Origin of the sequence: Eubacterium sp. F2, assembly GCF_046244355.1 — a bacterium.
GTDB lineage: Bacteria > Bacillota > Clostridia > Peptostreptococcales > Anaerovoracaceae > Aminicella.
Window position 1 is genome coordinate 2,292,841 of record NZ_CP176393.1, and the last position, 18,374, is coordinate 2,311,214.

Annotated in this window: 15 protein-coding genes; 1 reads left to right on the forward strand and 14 read right to left on the reverse strand. The window is 49.8% G+C overall.

Annotated elements, in window-relative coordinates:
* Window positions 1-18: 18 nt before the first annotated feature.
* The 4 genes from nusA to ACI77B_RS10085 all read right to left on the reverse strand — a co-directional run bounded on the left by nusA (window position 19) and on the right by ACI77B_RS10085 (window position 4,442).
* Window positions 19-1,332, reverse strand: a complete 1,314-nt coding sequence (gene nusA, locus ACI77B_RS10070) for a transcription termination factor NusA (protein WP_409336682.1) — start codon at window positions 1,330-1,332, stop codon at window positions 19-21.
* 16 nt (window positions 1,333-1,348) lie between these two features.
* Window positions 1,349-1,837 (reverse strand): ribosome maturation factor RimP, encoded by a 489-nt coding sequence (rimP, locus tag ACI77B_RS10075; RefSeq protein WP_409336683.1) that lies wholly within the window; start codon window positions 1,835-1,837, stop codon window positions 1,349-1,351.
* A gap of 188 nt (window positions 1,838-2,025) precedes the next feature.
* Window positions 2,026-2,529 (reverse strand): anaerobic ribonucleoside-triphosphate reductase activating protein, encoded by a 504-nt coding sequence (gene nrdG, locus ACI77B_RS10080; protein ID WP_409336684.1) that lies wholly within the window; start codon window positions 2,527-2,529, stop codon window positions 2,026-2,028.
* A gap of 491 nt (window positions 2,530-3,020) precedes the next feature.
* On the reverse strand, window positions 3,021-4,442 hold the full coding sequence (locus tag ACI77B_RS10085; protein WP_409335832.1) for an ISLre2 family transposase: 1,422 nt from the start codon (window positions 4,440-4,442) through the stop codon (window positions 3,021-3,023).
* 284 nt (window positions 4,443-4,726) lie between these two features.
* Here ACI77B_RS10085 and thrS point away from each other — a divergent pair, with 284 nt between their 5' ends.
* Window positions 4,727-6,496, forward strand: a complete 1,770-nt coding sequence (thrS, locus tag ACI77B_RS10090; RefSeq protein WP_409336685.1) for a threonine--tRNA ligase — start codon at window positions 4,727-4,729, stop codon at window positions 6,494-6,496.
* Between the two features lie 793 nt (window positions 6,497-7,289).
* On the opposite strand, the gene ACI77B_RS10095 is transcribed toward thrS, so the two are convergent.
* From ACI77B_RS10095 to ACI77B_RS10140, 10 genes are all read right to left on the reverse strand, one after another.
* Window positions 7,290-8,375, reverse strand: coding sequence for an SPFH domain-containing protein (locus ACI77B_RS10095; protein ID WP_409336686.1), 1,086 nt, complete (start codon window positions 8,373-8,375; stop codon window positions 7,290-7,292).
* Window positions 8,376-8,535: 160 nt separating this feature from the next.
* Window positions 8,536-9,441, reverse strand: coding sequence for an NAD(+) diphosphatase (gene nudC / locus ACI77B_RS10100; RefSeq protein ID WP_409336687.1), 906 nt, complete (start codon window positions 9,439-9,441; stop codon window positions 8,536-8,538).
* Window positions 9,442-9,504: 63 nt separating this feature from the next.
* Window positions 9,505-10,866, reverse strand: a complete 1,362-nt coding sequence (locus ACI77B_RS10105) for a right-handed parallel beta-helix repeat-containing protein (RefSeq protein ID WP_409336688.1) — start codon at window positions 10,864-10,866, stop codon at window positions 9,505-9,507.
* Between the two features lie 72 nt (window positions 10,867-10,938).
* Window positions 10,939-11,721 (reverse strand): NAD(P)H-hydrate epimerase, encoded by a 783-nt coding sequence (locus tag ACI77B_RS10110; protein WP_409336689.1) that lies wholly within the window; start codon window positions 11,719-11,721, stop codon window positions 10,939-10,941.
* Between the two features lie 107 nt (window positions 11,722-11,828).
* The gene (locus ACI77B_RS10115; protein ID WP_409336690.1) at window positions 11,829-12,830 is read right to left on the reverse strand and encodes a nucleoid-associated protein; all 1,002 of its coding nucleotides are present in this window, start codon (window positions 12,828-12,830) and stop codon (window positions 11,829-11,831) included.
* Window positions 12,831-13,008: 178 nt separating this feature from the next.
* Window positions 13,009-14,385, reverse strand: coding sequence for an aldehyde dehydrogenase (locus ACI77B_RS10120; protein WP_409336691.1), 1,377 nt, complete (start codon window positions 14,383-14,385; stop codon window positions 13,009-13,011).
* Window positions 14,386-14,388: 3 nt separating this feature from the next.
* Window positions 14,389-14,850, reverse strand: a complete 462-nt coding sequence (locus ACI77B_RS10125; protein WP_409336692.1) for a GtrA family protein — start codon at window positions 14,848-14,850, stop codon at window positions 14,389-14,391.
* On the reverse strand, window positions 14,850-16,466 hold the full coding sequence (locus tag ACI77B_RS10130) for a xylulokinase (protein ID WP_409336693.1): 1,617 nt from the start codon (window positions 16,464-16,466) through the stop codon (window positions 14,850-14,852). The genes ACI77B_RS10125 and ACI77B_RS10130 overlap by 1 nt, the downstream gene beginning before the upstream one ends.
* Before the next feature lie 38 nt (window positions 16,467-16,504).
* Complete coding sequence (locus ACI77B_RS10135; protein WP_409336694.1) at window positions 16,505-17,203, reverse strand: TetR/AcrR family transcriptional regulator; 699 nt, start codon at window positions 17,201-17,203, stop codon at window positions 16,505-16,507.
* A complete protein-coding gene (locus ACI77B_RS10140; protein WP_409336695.1) occupies window positions 17,181-18,365 on the reverse strand; it encodes a class II aldolase/adducin family protein in 1,185 nt (394 codons plus the stop codon). Before ACI77B_RS10140 ends, ACI77B_RS10135 begins: the two co-directional genes overlap by 23 nt.
* Between the last annotated feature and the right edge of the window lie 9 nt (window positions 18,366-18,374).

Genomic DNA, 18,374 nt, shown 5'->3' on the forward strand with positions numbered 1-18,374 from the left:
ATGATCTGAATGCCTGAATTAAGCCTCTTCATCCGGAGCGTCTTCCGCTTCCGTTTCGGCCTCTTCCGGCGCAGCATCCGCTGCTCCCTCTTCCTCAGAAAGCTCAGCTGCTGCTTCCTCTTCAGCGGAATCCTGAAGTTCCGTCTCTTCGGCATCTACGGCTGGCTGAAGGTCATCATTCAGTTCTTCAGAAACTGCTTCCGTTTCTTCCGGAGCAGTCTGAAGCTCTTCTGCCTCATCCGGCTCCTCCTCAGCCATCTGCGCTTCCTCAGCCTCTCTCTGCAGGCGGTCAAGGAACTGATTATGGCTCTGGATGTCGATCTTCCATTCACTGACTCTTGCAGCGAGGCGGACATTCTGTCCCTGCTTGCCGATTGCCAGAGAAAGCTGATCATCCGGAACAACTGCAGTTGCGGATTTCGCCTCTGCGTCTTCGATGATGACCTGCTCGACGTCTGCCGGGCTCAGGACATTGCTGATCAGCTGCTGCGGATCATCGCTCCAGTTGATGATGTCGATCTTCTCACCGGAAAGCTCATCTACAACAGTCTGTACACGGCTTCCTCTGGTTCCGACGCATGCACCGACCGGATCGACCTCAGGATCATTGCTGTACACCGCCATCTTGGTGCGGGATCCCGCTTCTCTGGCAGCCTTCCTGATCTCGACAATGCCGTCCTGAATCTCCGGAACCTCCATCTCAAAAAGTCCTCTGACAAGACCAGCATTGGACCGGCTTAAGAAGATCTGCGGTCCCTTGGTTTCTCTTTTGACTTCCACGATATAGACCTTCAGGCGGTCACGGATATCAAAATGCTCGCTCGGCACCTGCTCTTTTTTCGGGAGAATTCCCTCTGCGGAGCCCAGGCTGACATACAGCGTGTTGCCATTGCGGCGCTGTACGGTTCCGGTGAGGACCTCACCAACGCGCGTGCTGAACTCATCATAGACCATATCACGCTCGATCTCTCTGATTTTCTGCACGACAACCTGCTTGGCCGTCTGGGCGGCAATGCGTCCGAAATCCTTCGGCATTACACTGAATTCAATGCTGTCGCCGATTTCATAGCGCGGATCAATTTCATGTGCAGCTTCCAGCGGAATCTCCAGCATGTCATCGTAATAGTCATCTTCGTCAACGACATCCTTTCTCATAAGGACCTGAATATCGCCGGATTCACGATCGATGACCACACGGACGTTCTGATCTGTTCCGTAATTTTTCTTGTACGCAGAAAGCAGAGCATCCTCAACGGTCTCCAGAAGTTTATCCTTGGAAATATTCCTTTCTTTCTCGAGATCATTCAAGGCCGCTATAAATTCCTTGTTCATTTTCCCTTATTCCTCCTTAGAAAACGACCGCCAGACAAGTCTTTACAACCTGATCCTGCGGAAACGCGATTTCATTTCCATCTTCATCCCGGATGACCACTTTTCCGTCCGTGCATCCGACCAGGGTACCCTGATGTTCTTTACTTCCATTCACGGCAGCGTAGAGCCTGACATCGACAAGCCGTCCCGCATACCGATCATAATCTTTCTGCTCATACAGCTGGCGGTCCAGCCCCGGCGAGCACACCTGCAGATAATAGTTCTGCGGAATCGGATCTGTCTCATCCAGACGCTCGCTCAGATAACGGCTTACCTGCTCACAGTCACTGCTGCTGACATACTGCTCCTGCCCGTTTTCATCCGGCATCTTGTCAATGAAGACATTCAGATACCAGTCTTTTCCCTCACGTTTGAACTCAGTGTGATACAGACTCAGTCCATTCTCTCTGAGGAAGTCCTGCAGAAGTTCCTCCGTCAGTTTAACGATTTTTCCACTGCCGGCCATAAAATTACCCCTAACAAACTGAAAGAGCGGACCGAAGCCCACTCTTTACGATAACTCATAATTACTTGCACTGCAATAATAGCACGTTTGGAAATACTTGTCAAACCGTTCCATACATTTTCTTCCAATCGTTTCCCGCGCGGGCTGCACAGCACCCCTCTTCTATCTCTTCCCCAGAAAGCAGAAAACTACACATCCAGAATTTCACCTGTCTTGGGGTTCAGGATTCTCTGGTTCCGGCTGCCCCTGAAATGCAGGCTGATATCCTTCTCTTCCAGGATGAACCGTCCGTCCACCAGCACATCGATATCCTTCAGCATACTGTCCGTATACTCCGTGTACTTGCTGCCGCCTTCCGCCAGATCTTCTCCCCAGCGGTATCCCGTGTAGCACCAGATGGTCTTTTCAGGGTATGTTTCTTTGATCTTTCTGAACAGACCCGCCAGCACTTCCTGATTTTCCGGCTCGAAGGGCTCCCCGCCAAGACAGGTAAATCCGGCGATATAATCCGGCTTCAGCATATCCAGAAGCTCCTGCCCCGTCTGCTTCGTAAACGACTTTCCATATTTAAAATCCCAGGTCTCTGGCTGAAAACATCCCTCACAGTGGTTCCGGCATCCCGACACGAACAGCGTAACCCGTACGCCCAGGCCGTTTGCCACATCATAATTTTTTATATTCCCGTAATACAATTCAGGTCCTCTCTTTTCCTTACAATTATATATAACAAACACAGTTTGTGTTTCTCGATTATCTGCATCCGGCAAAATTCTTCCTTGCAAGGGAAAATTTTGTCATCTGCGGCCGTATATTCCATCATACCCACTCCACAGTGAAAATGCAAGCAAAAGGAAAATTGTGATGGTGTCAAGAGTTAGTGGGAGTTTTTGTTGACAGATCTCCAAGTTGTTTTGTGAGCTGTACGCAGCCTGTGCCTGGAACGCCTCCCGGCTCCCTTCGCGCATGCTCACGCTTCCGACTCCGCCGGCCTTCTCCGGGCTGCGTACCTTCGGACCCGTCCTCGGTACGCCCTGTGTGTCCTGTCACCGTTTCCGTGCATTTCATGCCCGGAACGGTTCCATTCCACACAGCTGTTTCCTTCCCCGGATTCAGGCCGTCGATCGTCTGGCAGCGAGGCGCTCAGAAGTCCAGGCATCAGGCTGCATTACAGTCTCACGTTCAATCAGCTTAGCAGTTCTCTTACTGCTCCACAGCTCTTGATCAGCATCTGAGTTCCGGAAGCTCCGTCCATGACAATAGGCTCTCCGTCAAAAATACTCCAGTCATGCAGTTCTTTTTCCGCATGCTGGATGACACGGTCCGCATATTCAGCGTACTTCTCCCGGAGAATATTCTCAGGCTCTTTTTTCTGCAGATCACTCGCCTTCAGTTCACCGCCATTGATCAGATACACTCTGATGTCACTCAGTCTTCCGAGCCCTTCATCGCTCCATCCCTGCGGCTCACGACTGAACCGTTTCGACAGAATATGACTAACCAGTCCTTCTGTACAGCTTCCCGGCATATCCTTCTTGAAACGATTCACGATTGGCTTCCAGTTCCCATTCAGATAGACACCGAATCCGTTGACTTTTTCTGTCAGCTCCTTGTCTTCCTTCGCGTCATCCAGCAGTTCCTGTATGCACCGGTCAGCTCTGCTTTGATCATTTCCCTTCACAGCATCCATGATCACTTTCTTCACTCTTCTCTTTGGAAACCTGACTGCCAGTGACCGAAGGGCCTTCTGGAAATGAAAACCATCCATAACGTGAACTACATGACAAAAATCGTCCAGACCATTCCGGATCCAGTTCCCGCCGTCTCCATGCAGCACGATTTTCTCCAGCACATCCATGTCATATTTCTTCTCGATAAATCCCTCTACCGTCTTCCACAGACGTCTGGTATTGAACTCTTCATCGACGAAGCTTACCGGCTCTACCGTCGCATTCCGATGGGTGCCGATCATCCGGATTCCTTCTGTCACTGTCACCAGTGGCACGATTCTGCTCCGTTTTCCGGGCTTCTTTCCTGCTTTCTGCATGTGCACGTGATCCTCGTCAGCAAAAACATGGAGCACACTGACCTTTCGCTTCACCTCTGGTACTGCGGTCTCTGGAACATTCACCTTCATGATACAGTTCCTTACCGTTTGTCTGCTCAGTTCACCTCCCGTCACGATCTCAGAACTCTTCGCATAGGATACACAGGCTGCATTTTCAGCCAGCTTCTTTCCTACGACCCGGTCAACACGTTCATACTTTGGCAGTCCAAGAATCTCATCCAGAAGAAACCGGTGCTTCCCGCTGTTCTTGTCATAGTAATAGCTCCGTTCGATCCCGATCGTCCCAAATTCTGTATAAATTGTCCGTTTCCTGCCTCTGGCTTTGATCGTGAGTCCGAGTTGTTTCCGGCCAGCTTTGTCATTCCTCAATTCCTGATCAAATCCCTCTGCTGCCGCACGAATGAACCTGGCGGTTGTTTCCCTGCAGTACTTCATGAGTTTTGCGCTGGTTTCCTCCCAATTCATTCCTTCGTGAGGTTTTAGTGTTTCCAGAATATTTTCCAGGAATTCAGCTGCAATTTCATGTATAATAGATGGCATAGGGATCTCCTTTCGAGTGCATAGATGTAATTTCTTCACTTTTATCTTAGCACTTGGAGATCCCTTTTCCAGTTTCTAACCTCCCACTAATACTTTACACCCTCGAAAATTGTGCAGACGGGCTTCCGGAAATATCCCGGCGGCTTCGTTTATACAGGCTCCTGAGTTTGTCAAAAATTATCATGAACAGATAAAGATTCTGCCAATCCCTTTACATTTCAAGGTCTCTAACGTATAATAATTAGCTATAGAAACAAAATCTACAAAATGTTAGGGGTTAACTTATGGAAAAGGAACAATTCTTACAGGTTTATCGCCATTCAATGGCACACATTCTTGCAAAGGCCGTTATTGAGATCTTTGGCAAAGAAAACGTACAGTACGCGATCGGACCGCAGATTGCGGACGGTTTCTATTACGATTTCGTGCTTCCGCGAACGATCACGAATGACGATTTCAAAACCATCGAAGATAAAATGCATGAGATTCTGAAGAGAAAGGAAGACTGGACCCGCAAGGAGGTCAGCAGAGAAGAAGCTCTGGAGATCTTCAAGGACCAGAAATTCAAGACAGAACTCATCGAGGATCTTCCAGAGGATGAGAAGATCACCATTTACTATACCGGAGACGATTACGTTGACCTGTGCACAGGCCCGCACGTCGACAATTCCGCTGAACTTCTGAACGTTGCTTTCGAAATCAAGTCTTCTTCCGGTTCTTACTGGAGAGGCGACGAGAACAGAGAGCAGCTGCAGAGAATCTATGTTTACGCATTCCCAAGCAAGCAGGAGCTGAAAGAGCATAAGAAGCTCATCAGAGAAGCGATGGAGCGCGACCACAAGAAGCTCGGCAAGCAGCTGGACCTCTTCATGTTCGATCCAAGTGCACCGGGAATGCCGTTCTGGCTGCCGAGAGGCTGGAAGCTGTTCAATGCCCTGATGGCATTCTGGAGAAAGATCCACGACGCGCATGACTACATGGAGATTTCCGGACCGGTCATCAGCGGAAAAGAGATCTGGGAGACTTCCGGTCACTGGGGCCACTACGTACAGAACATGTTCATCATCCCGGCAGGAAACGAGGGAGACCGCGTATTTGCCTGCAAGCCGATGAACTGCCCGAACGCAATTCTGGTTTACAAGAGAGACGTCAGAAGCTATAAGGATCTGCCGTTCAGAATCAGCCAGACAGACGTTATTCACAGAAGAGAGAAGTCCGGAGAACTGAACGGACTCTTCCGTGTACAGATGTTCCGTCAGGACGATGCACACATCCTGCTGAAGGAAGACCAGATCGGTGACGAAATCGCAGACATCATGAGCATCGCCGAGAAGATCTACGGCACCTTCGGCCTGACCTATAAGGCTGAGCTGTCCACACGTCCGGACGACTTCATGGGCGATATCGAGACATGGAACCGCGCAGAAGCTGATCTGAAAGCCATCCTCGACAAAGTTTACGGAGAAGGAAATTACGAGATCAACGAAGGCGACGGCGCATTCTACGGTCCTAAGATCGACCTGAAGATGACCGACGCTCTGGGAAGAGAGTGGCAGATGGGTACCATCCAGCTCGACTTCCAGCTGCCGCTGAACTTCGACTGCAAGTACACAGACGAAGACGGCGTTCAGAAGATGCCGGTTATGCTGCACCGTGCAATCTTCGGTTCCGTTGAGCGTTTCATCGGAATCCTGACCGAGAACTTCAAGGGCGCATTCCCGTTCTGGCTGAATCCGTATCAGGTTGCTGTAGTTCCAATCCGCCAGGAGCACAACGACTACGCAAAGAAAGTCGTATCTGCCCTGACTGATGCCGGAATCCGCGTAGAGGCAGACTACACCGACAAGAACATGCGTGAGAAGATCAAGAACTATAAGAACTACAAGGATCCGTACATCCTGGTTGTCGGAGACAAGGAAGCATCCGAGAACACCGTTTCCATCAACCTCAGAGGTTCCAACAAGCAGGTTCAGAACGTTCCTCTTGATAAATTCATCGAAGTCTGCAAGAAGCAGAACGAAGAGTACACACTGGACCTCGTAACAGAGTTTTAGTTTAATAGCATATTGCAGCTTCACAGATCCTGATATCTGATGGATTTTGAAGCTGGATTTACAGCTTGATATGTAACTTCCCTGCGCCAGAGGGCGCAGGGAAGTTTTTCTATTGTCTATCCGTCAGACAATACAACAACGTTAAGTCCTTGAGTGGTGTAAATAGAAATACCAGTATTTAATAAAAGAGAAATGTGGCGGTGGCGTATACAGTATACTCATTCAATCATTGTTGCATTACATATAATCATGCCAGTCCGCTGTCGGAATTACTGCATATTCCTCGATAATTCTGACAGTGAAAATCGAGAGTCGGAAAAAGACCTTATATGGAGAGTTTTCCGACTGCAATCAACAGTGATTCGGAAAATCTGCCGGGATTCAGCCCACTAACCAGGTTATAGCAATGCGTCTCACGCCGTTTTAGTATACCGTATACTAAATTATTCATTATGCATTTCAATTTCAATCATTTTATCCAGGCACAAGGAAAAGGCCAGCCTCGCGGCTGGCCTTTTCCCTGCAATGTTTCATGAAAAAGAGAGTTTATGATTTAAATTTATCACTGTCTCGGGGATCGGCACTTCCCTTTGACAGTTATTACTATAGCAAATTACTGTGGTGAATCCACGAATTAAGATGAACAATTGGTGAAGTTATGCTAAACGAACTTCGCACATTCCAATATCTTTCCGGATGCTGTTCATAAAACATTGCTGTTTACAGATGCCTGCGTTCACTGACTCTGCACCCCGGATCCGAAAACTCCAGAATTTCGCCGTAATGTTTATGATTATTCATCTCCGTCAAGGCTCTGCTCATTGTCCTCGACATCGGCGATGATTTTCCTTGAAGTCTCAGATGCTTCTACTCCTCCTTTCCCTGTTTCCGGCGTTATACAGGGATCTTTTGGAACCTGCGGCTTCTTCTTCGGCATGTGATCAACCGGAATAGAATCGCCGACCCCCATTGCCTCTGCAGCTGTTCCCAGTGTAGAGACCAATTCTGTAATATCTGAAGGCATAAAGATCTTAGTTGCGCGTCCGTCGGAGACATCTTTCAGAGCCTCCAGGCCTTTCAGACGAAGGACTGTCTCACTGACATTAGCATTTTTCAGGGCTTCCAGACCTTCTGCTTCTGCCTGATAAACCATTTTAATCGAACGGGAACGGCCTTCTGCGAGTGCAATCTGCGCATCCCTTTCTGCCTCTGCACTAAGGATTTTCGCCTTTTTGTCTCCCTCGGCGCGGCTGACAACCGCTTCCTGATGCGCCTGCGCCTCCAGAACAGTCTGACGGCGTTCACGCTCTGCACGCATCTGCTTGGTCATGACCTCTTCAATTTCTTTCGGCGGCTGGATGTTTTTAATTTCTACTCGGGAAACCTTGATTCCCCACGGGTCTGTCGCCTCATCGAGGATCTGCTCCATCCTCCGGTTGATCTCATCCCGGCTCGTCAGCGTCTGGTCCAGTTCCATGTCTCCAATAATGTTTCTTAGCGTCGTGGCAGACAGATTCTGCAGTCCGGAAATCGGGTTTTCCACACCATATGTGTACAGCTTCGGATCGAACACCTTCATAAAGACGACGGAATCAATCATCATCGTAACATTATCCCTTGTGATCACCGGCTGCGGCGGGAAATCCAGCACCTGCTCCTTTAGGGAAATCTTCTTAACCACACGCTCAAAGAACGGAATCTTTACATGCAGGCCCGCCTCCCACACCGCCTTGAACTTCCCGAAGAATTCTGTAACATATGCGTGCGATTGCGGTACTATTCTAACATTCGACACTACAAGTAAAACAACTAACACGAGAATAATCAGCCAAATGATCAGTTTAACCATATTCCACCATCCTCCCCTTATTTGCATCATTCTTTACTTTTTCACTGGACTGTTTCTGATTTCAATATATCATTCTTGATTTGCGCGTTCAATTTATTTCAGAATTTTTAAGAATTATTTAGTCTTCAACGGAAACAATGCGCACAGAACCGCACGACCAAACGATTTTGTGCACAGGCCTAAACTGCGCCTACATATTCTCTTTAAAATTCATCATCATTTCTGCCGTCAAAGACAGATTGACATCTCTGTCCAATTCCCTTTTGTCCGCCCAGACCGCCTGTGCGAGCTCTGTTTCATCCATATGAATCGCTTCCTCCTCATCAGCCTCGGCATAAAACCCAAGAAGAAGATTAGAGTCGAACCCCCACGGCTGACTCTTATAATACCGGATATGGTCGACATGAATCCCGGCCTCTTCCATGACCTCACGTTTTACGGTTTCCTCTGCGGTCTCTCCGATCTCACAGAATCCGGCAATCAGAGCATCTCCTCTGTATGGACGGTTTGCGTAGCGGGTGACCAGCATCTTATCGTGACTGCGGTTCATCACACCGACGATGACGGCAGGAGCAATCTTCGGGTAGATCGTGTTTCCGCATTCCGGGCAGACCAGTGCACGCTCTGCCTTTTTATGGACTACGGGTTTTCCGCATCGTCCGCAGAAACGGTTATCTCTGTACCAGACATGAAGATGCCAGGCCGTCATTCCGGCAAAACACAGATCTTTTGGATTTACGCTTCTGAGCAGACGGAAGGATTCCCATCCGAATCCTTCCGCAGAGAAATCCACACCGTCCTCTGCATCCATCAGGAAAAACTTCTGCTGATCGATTCTGAAAAGATAGGTCAGGCGGGATGCCAGGCAGGTTGAAATCACCTTTTTATCGGCATTTTCTCCGCCCTCCTCTGCATCATCCCGGCAGCCTTCTGCGATCAGCTGTACGCTTGGAAATTCTAATTCCCCATTCTCTTTTTTCCTGCAGTACATTTCCTGTCCGCGGAAGATAAATACCAGGCTTTCCGCCTCCGGAGCCGCTTCTTCTCCATGAAGAAACTCATTATGCATGACTTTCGGTTCGATATCCTGAATCATGGTTCACCTCTTTTACTCTTTACAATTCACCGTTTTTCTGTCTGATGCAGCGCTTCCCGCAGATCAGCGTACCCGGATCACATTTCTTATGATCCGGACCCCCCTGCTTCCGCCGTTTATTCTGAGAGCGGAAGATTTTTTGTGTGGTCCGGCAATTTTATTGGCAGCAATCGATATATTGCGTCCATCCGTAACCAGAATCGGCGAAGCCCCACGCGCACGGGTCTTGATGACGTTATTCTTCACCTTGACATTCCCGATGTAGTAATTGCCTTTTGGCACAGCCTCTCCGGAATTCCCTCTGACCGCCTTATGGATCCTGCGGCCGAGCAGATAAATTCCATTTCCCCGGGATGAAACAATTGTATTCTTCGCGATCACTCCATTTACCTTCTCCGCCGACGCCGTATAGGCCCGGGATCCTCTCCTTGGAAGATAATATCCGTTCGCCGTGTAGGCCATATTGAAAATCTGAATTCCGGTTCCCCTGCTCTGAATACGATTGCCGACTATCCGGAGTCCCTGCACATTACGCATGTAAAAACCGGCATCCTGACAGTTCGTCACTGTGTTATTCTTAAACACGACGTTCTTAAACGGCCTTCCGATCACCGCCGTATGTGAACCGACAGTGCGCACCACATGGTCAAAGCTACAGTTTTCTACGACAATGTTCTTAGAAACATAGTCAATCTCCGAATCCAGCGCCTGGTATCCGTTAAAATGCTGCTTTGCCAGAATGTCGATCTGTACACATTCATATCCAGGATTTCCGTAATTCGTTCTGCCGGAATTATGGAAGCGGCAGTTCTTGATGTACAATCCGTTTACGCCGGCGGTCTCCACCAGATGACTGTTTTCCGCATTGCAGAGTTCCGCATTTTCCAGGGTCACATTGGCGGCGTGGGCAATCTTGATTCCGGTGGAATCGTGTAATTTACAGCGGTTCCATATTCCGCCGTTGATCGTGATATTCTGATAATAGAATCCGTGTGCCTCTTTATCCACCCCCGGTCTTCCGACCTTCAGCAGATTATTCCGCACCTTTTCCTTAAATACCGTACCCGGTTCACAGGTCAGTTCTGTATTCGAGTAGATATGCAGCGCAGTATTCAGTTTATACGTTCCCGCTGCCACAACCACTTCATACGGCCTGTCTGCCGTCGCGTGATCTCTGGCCTTGTTTAGAGCCTTCTGAATGCCCTTCTGCCCCTGACTATACGAGACCTGAATCACCTTTTTCTGCGGCGCAGCTGTCTTGCCGGCTGTACTGGCCGAGCTGTCTGCACTGTCAGCATAAACCTGCCCGGCTGCCGCGGAAGCAAGCAGGAGCAGAATAAGAACTGCTGCAAACAAAATGAATTTTTTAACTGCAGAACTGCAGCTTTTTCTTTCAAAATAATAAATATCCTCTTCGTTTTCCATTAAACCAACATCTTTCCCGGTGCATCAGAATGAAGTCCGTGCACCTTCTCTTTAACCAGTAACTTATTTTTTCTAACGGCTGACCACCGGAACAACATCTATCCACTCCGGGCATCTGAATGCGCGGTGTCCGCCCCTTTCCAGATACTGCGTTCCGTCATCCAGCTTCTTTATCTCCGACGTTTTCTGCATCGTCAGCTCTTTCCAGACTTTTTCACTCATAATCTCATCTTCCGGATGATCCAGATCAATTCCGATGTCTGCGACAGTCAGCAGATCCATATATTTCCCTGCGTTTTCTGTAATCAGGCCGGTCTTCACGTATCCGACCGTCACCGTCTGATCAGAGTGAACGATCAGGCTGCCCTGTCCGCTGTCTCCATTCATTCCGCTGTTGATGTCGCAGCTGACGACGAAGCCCTCCGACTGATTGATTTCCTCAATCATCTGCTTATATTTACCGCGGACTTCCCCCTGAAAACCGGTCCCGAGCAGGCAGTCCACGATGACCGCCGCTCCGTCCAGCTGATCCGTTCCCGGTTCATACGGAATTACTTCCGCGCCCAGAAGCTCCGCTTTTCTTTTATAATACTGACTGTCTTCAGACCAGTGATCACTGACCGTCAGAATCCGGCATTCCATTCCTTCCTTTCTCAGAATCTCTGCCAGTGCGAACCCGTCGCCTCCGTTGTTTCCAGAGCCCACGCAGATCACAACCGGATCCGTGCTGAAATCCCCTGCCATCCGGATTCCTGCCGCGGCCCTTCTCATCAGTTCCAGACTCGGCACTTTCTCCCGGATCGTATTCTGATCACTCCTTCTCATGTTTTCTACAGAAATGCATTCCATACCCATATCATAAACATCTCCCTTCTGCTTTTTTCCGCACGACAAAAACAAACCTGCCAGGGGGCAGATCTGGCCTTTTGCAACTGGGTGTAAGGAAATCATCATACCTATATTTACAGCCGGCTGATAATTTTTCCGATATTTTTTACCGCAATGGAAATCGTTCCGTCCGGCTGATTGATGAACTCAATAAAATCTTCATTTCCGGCATACTCCGCAGGAAATGTAATCTCAATGCCGGTATCGGTTTTGATTTTCTGGCTTCGGCCCTTCTTTACCGCGACCTCCTGATCGACAACCGCCTCAGAAGGAAGCTGCGCATCCTGAATCTTTTCATCGTATGAGGCCAGCATATGCGGGGATCCCGCAAACACTTTCCGTCCCACATCATCCGGCGACAGCCGGTCCGTAGACTCCGCGTTCTCCGAAATATACGTTTTTGCCCTTGCGAGCGCAAGCGGTGCGTTTTGTCCGAACTCCTCCGCTACATCGCGGGTGATTTTCTCGACCGCGACCAGAAGATTATGGTTGGCCAGTTCTTTCTCACACTGCAGAATCTCGTCCTGCAGAAGATTCACCTTCTGACCGTTGATTTCCACCGCCTTGTCCCGGTAGCGGATGCGCATCGTGGACTTGTTAATCAGCGCCGCAGCGGCAGCTTTCTGCTTTTCTCCCGGAAGAATGGCGTGATTGCGGATGATGGTCGCCGTGGTTCCCTCTTCATTATGCTCCACCACATGCGTATACGCCGTCCGGTGATCCAGCAGAAGCAGCGCCAGCTGGGGACCTTCGTCATCAGTGAACTCAGCAGCCAGAAGATCAAAAGAAGTGTCTGCATCGGATACCTCCAAAGCGGCCTTCAGATTCTCCGCGATTTCCTGTGTAAAATCAACGAAATCCTTCGCTCCGTCCAGGTAATCCTGCATGAGCTTTCTGAAACTGCTGTCCTCGGAAAAGGCCGCAAGATTCGCGCGCGCCTCAGACTGACTCCGTTCAATATGCGTCTCCAGATAGGTGCGGACCACCTCACTGCCCGTGTCCAGCTCATGCTGCGACGGCAGATAGACGCCGGATACAAAGTCAATGATATGCAGAATCGCGCGCTGAATGTTCATATATTCCTCCCGATGAAAATATCTTTTAATGCATCTTGAGTTTTCATTATAGCACAGAACTCATCCACTGTAAAGAACATATGTTCTCAAGATCTGTAAAATTACAGCAAAAATCCCGCTTCTGGTTTTCATGTTCCAGAGCGAGATAAAGTCAGGCTGCTGCTATTAATACTTTCACTTAAAGCAGCTTTTTCAGGAGTTTCAGTTTGTGTTCATCGAAAGGCGGATAGCGGAAAGGCAGGTCGAGCAGGGTGACGCTCTTCAGGACAGCTTTCTTATGACTGAAGGCATCGAATCCATACTTTCCGTGGTAGGCGCCCATGCCGCTGTTTCCGACGCCGCCGAAAGGCAGATGGCCGTTGGCGTTATGCATGATGACGTCATTCACACAGACTCCGCCGGAAGACAGTTCCCGTATCACCTTGTCCGCTCGCTTTTTGTCCCGGGTGAATACGTAGCAGGCAAGCGGTTTCTCCCTTGTCTTCACTTCGCTGAGGGCCTGGTCGAAATGGTCGTATCCGATCACCGGCAGAAGCGGGCCGAAAATTTCCCTTTTCATGATTTCATGATCGTAATCTGCGTCGGGGAAAATCGCCGGCGCGATCTTATGCTTCTCCAGGCTGGCCTCGCCGCCGATTACCTTCTCCTCACTTCCGATCAGATGGATCAGGCGGTCATAGCTTTCCCGGTTGATGATGCAGGGATAACTGTCATTCTGCAGAGGATCCGGGTATCTTCTGTCAAATTCCTCTTCCAGAGCATGGATAAAAGACTCTTTCACCTGATTCTGCACCAGTACATAGTCCACGGCGATGCAGGTCTGCCCGGCATTCAGAAGCTTTCCCCAGGCAACCCGTTTTGCTGTCAGTTTCAGGTCGGCAGTTTCATCAATGATGCAGGGACTTTTTCCGCCCAGTTCCAGGGAAACAGGCGTCAGATGTTTACTGGCCGCCTTCATGACAGTTTTTCCCACTCCCGGGCTTCCGGTAAAGAACATATAGTCGTAGTTCTGATCCAGCAGTACGTCATAATCGATGTCCATCTCTGTACAGTAAATATAGTAGTCAGGGAAGGTATGATTAATGATGTTGTGAAGGACCTGAGAAGTCCTGCTGCTCTGACGGGAACACTTCAGAACTGCACAGTTCCCGGCCGCAATCGCCGCCGTCAGCGGAGCCAGGGACAGGTTGACCGGGTAATTCCACGGTGTAATAATCAGCGCAGTACCGTAAGGCTCCGGATACACGAAACTCCGGGACGGAAAGGTTCCGACCGAGTCCAGGACCGGTTTTGGCAGGCTCCACCATCTGACTTTCCGGATGGCTTCCCGGATTTCCCCGTAAGCAATGGAAATTTCTGTCATATAGCTTTCTGCCTCTGATTTTCCCAGATCGTGACGAAGGGCAGAAAACAGCTGTTTTTCATTGGCCCGGACAGCTTTGTCAAGCTTTCTCAACATCCGGATTCGAAAATCGGCCGGCTTGGTCCGGTTACTGTTAAAGAAGGCTTTCTGACGGGAAATAATTTCTTTCAGTTCGCTCATTGTTTCTCCCACTTTTTATCCTTCCTCCTTTCTGACCGCTGCCTTTTCTCTTTCCTTCTGGGCAAGCGCATTGGTGTCCAGTGTTTTTCCGAACACGAAGAAGCGGTCGTACAGAAATTCTGTAATAAAATTACAGAGCATATTCAGAATTGTTACCAGGTAATCGTTCCAGCCGCAGCTTTCTGCCAGATAATTTCCCGTAATCGTTGTAACCGGTGTGAACACGCAGTAGAACAATGCTACCTTCAGCATTGCAATCGGCACATTGTTCGCTGATTTAAAGGTATAGCGCCGGTTCAGCGTGAAATTCCACAGGACAGAACAGATCAGGGCGATCAGATAGCGGGGCCAGTAAGGCCAGTCTGTTATTGTTTCTAACAAAGCAAAAACACCAAGTTCAATCACGCCTGCGGAAATCGAGAATAAGAAAAACTTGATCGATCGCACGGCTTCTTTTTTACTGTTAATTTTACTCATCACAGCTCTCCTTCCATAAACCCATTCAGCTGTGAAAAATTTTTCCGGTTATCTGCATAGAGTTTTTTGAACACCCCGTAATTCCGGTCGTAGATTTTCCTGATTTCCGGATCTTCTGTCGGTTCGTAAGTATGCATGACGGGAATCATTTTCCGGACATCTTCCAGACGATCAAAATAGCCGAGGCCCTGACAGGCCACTGCCGCAGCGCCCACCGAACCCACATCCTGAGGGCCGGGAACGGTCTCAATTCTTCTTCCCAGTATATCAGCAAGAATCTGACAAGTCACCGGGGAGAGCGCTCCGCCACCTACAAAACGGATATTTTGAGAAGATTTCACCTTCTTATCCGCACACTCCAGCATCCATTTCAGGTGGAAGCAGATTCCTTCAATGACGGAACGGATCAGTTCTGTTTTTCCGGTTTCCAGGTGGATGTTGAAAAACATGCCTGCGGAAGAGGGATCTTCAAACGGACATCGGTTTCCATGAAGCCAGGGAGTGAAAATTACACCGCCGGAACCCGGCTGTGCCTTCTTGATTGTTTCCGTCAGATAGGTAAACAGACTGCTGCAGACGGCATCTCTTCCCTCTGTTACATCGTGTTTCTCCAGGTAGATGCCGATTTCATCCAGAGCCAGATGCTGTTTTACCCAGTCCAGGCATTTTCCTGCCGTTTCCATCTCCGCAAAATAATTAAAGCGGTCTTTTTCTGCTCCGACAATCGCGGCAATCATGGAAAAAGCATCGACGGTCTGTTTATTGGTAACGGTTTCTACCCATCCGCTGGTTCCCTGGTAGATATGCGTATCTCCAAGTCCCACCGCTCCGGCGCCGACTCCGATCAGGGTCGCATCGCCGCCTCCGCCGAAAACCGGGGTTCCTGCCTGAAGTCCCAATTCTTCCGCAGGGCCTTCCTGCAGCATCCCGGCCTTATCCTGGCATTCAATGATTTCTGGAAGATGATCCATGTTTACACCGAACATCCTGCAGAGTTCCCTGCTCCAGCCTTCGTGACCTTTCCGGGTGTCATAAATCATCGTGGAAAAAGCGGAATCCCTGGTCATGACGAATTTTCCCGTCGCTCTTGCAATCAGGCTTTCCTTGACATCCAGCCATTTATAGACGCGGCGGAAGTTTTCCGGTTCATGTTTCTCTACCCATTTATATTTCCAGACCGGATCCTTTACGCTGAGGGGAGCCGCACCTGTTGTCCGGATACACCGGAGCAGGCGGAAAACATTTCCTCCTGCAACACAGATGCCCTTCTGCATCCCTTCCCGGATTTCTTCCTTTGCCCGCTGGTCCATATAACTCATCGGCCGGCGGACCGGTTTTCCTTCCCGGTCCACCAGCACCAGCCCCTGCATCTGCGAACAGAAAGAAATACCAACGATCTCATCCGGTTTTGTTCCCGTCTGTTCCAGAACTTCGCGGCTTGTTCTGCACATGGCATCCCACCATTCGTCCTGATCCTGCTCCGCTCCGCCGTCCGGGAACAGATACAGATGATATCCCGCGCTTACCCCGGCCAGCAGTTTCAATGTACTTCCGGCTTCTACGATACAGGTTTTCACTCCGGTGGTGCCCACATCGAATGCTAATATCTTCGCCATTTCACACCTCCCGTGTATCAGATTATTGTCGCATCACTTCACTCTTTATGATCAGGCAGGCCGTTTTTCTTTTCTGAAGAACCGGGATCAGCATCGCCGGACGATGGATTTTTCTTTTCATCCGGCTCCCGGAAAAATCCTGTCAGCATCCTGATCATCTGCGAGGCCAGCTCTTCTCTGTCTGTCTTTCCACAGTAAAGCCGCCAGCGCTCGTCATAATAGGTACAGCTTCCGGAAAACTGCAGCATCATCAGAAGATTATCAAAGAACATGGCCAGATATTCCGCTTTCACATCGGAACGCAGCATGCCCTTTTCCTGAAAGCCGCGCATCATCTGTACGTAAACAGAAGAAGAATCTCCTTCGATTTCCCGGGCCAGCTTTCTTGTTTTTTCACCTTTCTCCCAATTGGTAATCTGGTGATAGAGAAGTATTTCATCCCGGCTGTCTCTGGAAAAATCCACAGCTGCCCGGACAAGCTTCTCTGCAATTTCATCCGGCTTAAGTCCTTTAAAGCCTTCCGGATCCAGCAGCTGATGCAGGGTTTCCAGGCTCTTCCTCACACAGGCCAGGAAAAACGCTTCTTTACTCTCGTAATATTTATAGAGCACGCCGACGCTGATCCCGGCCTTCTTCGCAATGACATTGATGTTTGCGCGGTCGTAACCCAGTTTTGCAAACTCTGCAATTCCCGTCTGGATAATTTCTTTCTGCTTACTCTCCGTCAGTCTCTTCATCCGCCTGTCCGATCCTCTTTGAATAACTGTTCAGGTAAAAACAGCGCTGCAGCAGCGCGTCTGCTTTCATCAGGGCGTGGCACGGAATCCGGCTGCAGGCCGAATCGTAGATCGCAGCCTTGCAGGCCTTATCCAGAATCATACCGACGGCCTCCGCATCTTCTTTTGTCACGCCGGTAACCAGCGCCCCGCCATAAGAGAGAAGAACGGCGTTTCTGCCGCGCAGCGCGCGGACAACAGGCCCGGCCTTCATCTCCGTCAAGTGCAGGCATTTGATATCCGGGCCCGCTACCTGGGCCAGGTCGTCAAGATATGGCGGAAGGGAGATGCCTGCCGCGCTGTATGCGGTGATGTCCTCAGACTGGTCATGCAGAATGCAGGTCAGATCCGGATCATTCTGATAAATGCCTTCATGCATCCGTGCGGCAGGGCCGGCATCTTCCGGCAGGTCACCGATCCGGTATTCCCTTGCTGTGCCATTTACCAGGATGTTCATTTTGTCCCCGCTTCTGAAGCTGCTGCCATAGTCTGGAATCTGATAAGGCTGATGACAGTGGAAGCGCTTGAAAAACGGTTCTTTTCCGCCTGCCCAGCGGAGTTCCTCCCGGCAGGCATCCTCCAGCAGCTGTGCCTTATGGAAGGCCTCATCCTCATCAGCGGCCAGAATAAAGGCGCCGTGGCTTCTCATCAGAAAAACGCTGCGGCTTGGATACTGCTTCACCACCTTCTCTACCTGACGGCGCAGTTTCTGGGTTGAGGAAATGCCATAACCCGCGCAGGGAATCGAATGGCCCAGAAGTTCTGCCGCAGCCGGATCGCTGACCGGAACAGCCTTTCCCATGACACTGACCGCAGAAGCACAAGGCTGGTGGGTGTGGATAAGGAAATTCACATCCGGACGCAGACGGTAGGCATCTGCGTGGATCCACTTCTCGCTGGACGGCTTGATCTCTCCGTCATAACTGCAGTCCTCGATTCTGACCCGGACCAGTTCTTCCGGCAGCAGAGTTTCATAGGCCATGCCGCTTGGTGTGATAATGAATTCTTTCTCTGAAATCCGGGCGCTGATATTTCCCCAGGTTCTGGCGGTCAGCCCTTCCTTCAGCAGACGGTGTCCCGCCTCGATGACAAGCCGCCTGGCTTCTTCTTCCGTATAACTCATTTCTGCCTT

Bases quoted from the DNA above. Each gene is read 5' to 3' on its own strand.
- ACI77B_RS10140 (WP_409336695.1), bottom strand. From the start codon at position 18,365: ATGAGTTATACGGAAGAAGAAGCCAGGCGGCTTGTCATCGAGGCGGGA.
- ACI77B_RS10115 (WP_409336690.1), bottom strand. From the start codon at position 12,830: ATGAACATTCAGCGCGCGATTCTGCATATCATTGACTTTGTATCCGGC.
- ACI77B_RS10125 (WP_409336692.1), bottom strand. From the start codon at position 14,850: ATGAGTAAAATTAACAGTAAAAAAGAAGCCGTGCGATCGATCAAGTTT.
- thrS (WP_409336685.1), top strand. From the start codon at position 4,727: ATGGAAAAGGAACAATTCTTACAGGTTTATCGCCATTCAATGGCACAC.
- ACI77B_RS10095 (WP_409336686.1), bottom strand. From the start codon at position 8,375: ATGATGCAAATAAGGGGAGGATGGTGGAATATGGTTAAACTGATCATT.
- ACI77B_RS10135 (WP_409336694.1), bottom strand. From the start codon at position 17,203: ATGAAGAGACTGACGGAGAGTAAGCAGAAAGAAATTATCCAGACGGGA.
- ACI77B_RS10085 (WP_409335832.1), bottom strand. From the start codon at position 4,442: ATGCCATCTATTATACATGAAATTGCAGCTGAATTCCTGGAAAATATT.
- ACI77B_RS10130 (WP_409336693.1), bottom strand. From the start codon at position 16,466: ATGGCGAAGATATTAGCATTCGATGTGGGCACCACCGGAGTGAAAACC.
- rimP (WP_409336683.1), bottom strand. From the start codon at position 1,837: ATGGCCGGCAGTGGAAAAATCGTTAAACTGACGGAGGAACTTCTGCAG.
- ACI77B_RS10105 (WP_409336688.1), bottom strand. From the start codon at position 10,866: ATGGAAAACGAAGAGGATATTTATTATTTTGAAAGAAAAAGCTGCAGT.
- nusA (WP_409336682.1), bottom strand. From the start codon at position 1,332: ATGAACAAGGAATTTATAGCGGCCTTGAATGATCTCGAGAAAGAAAGG.
- ACI77B_RS10110 (WP_409336689.1), bottom strand. From the start codon at position 11,721: ATGGGTATGGAATGCATTTCTGTAGAAAACATGAGAAGGAGTGATCAG.
- nudC (WP_409336687.1), bottom strand. From the start codon at position 9,441: ATGATTCAGGATATCGAACCGAAAGTCATGCATAATGAGTTTCTTCAT.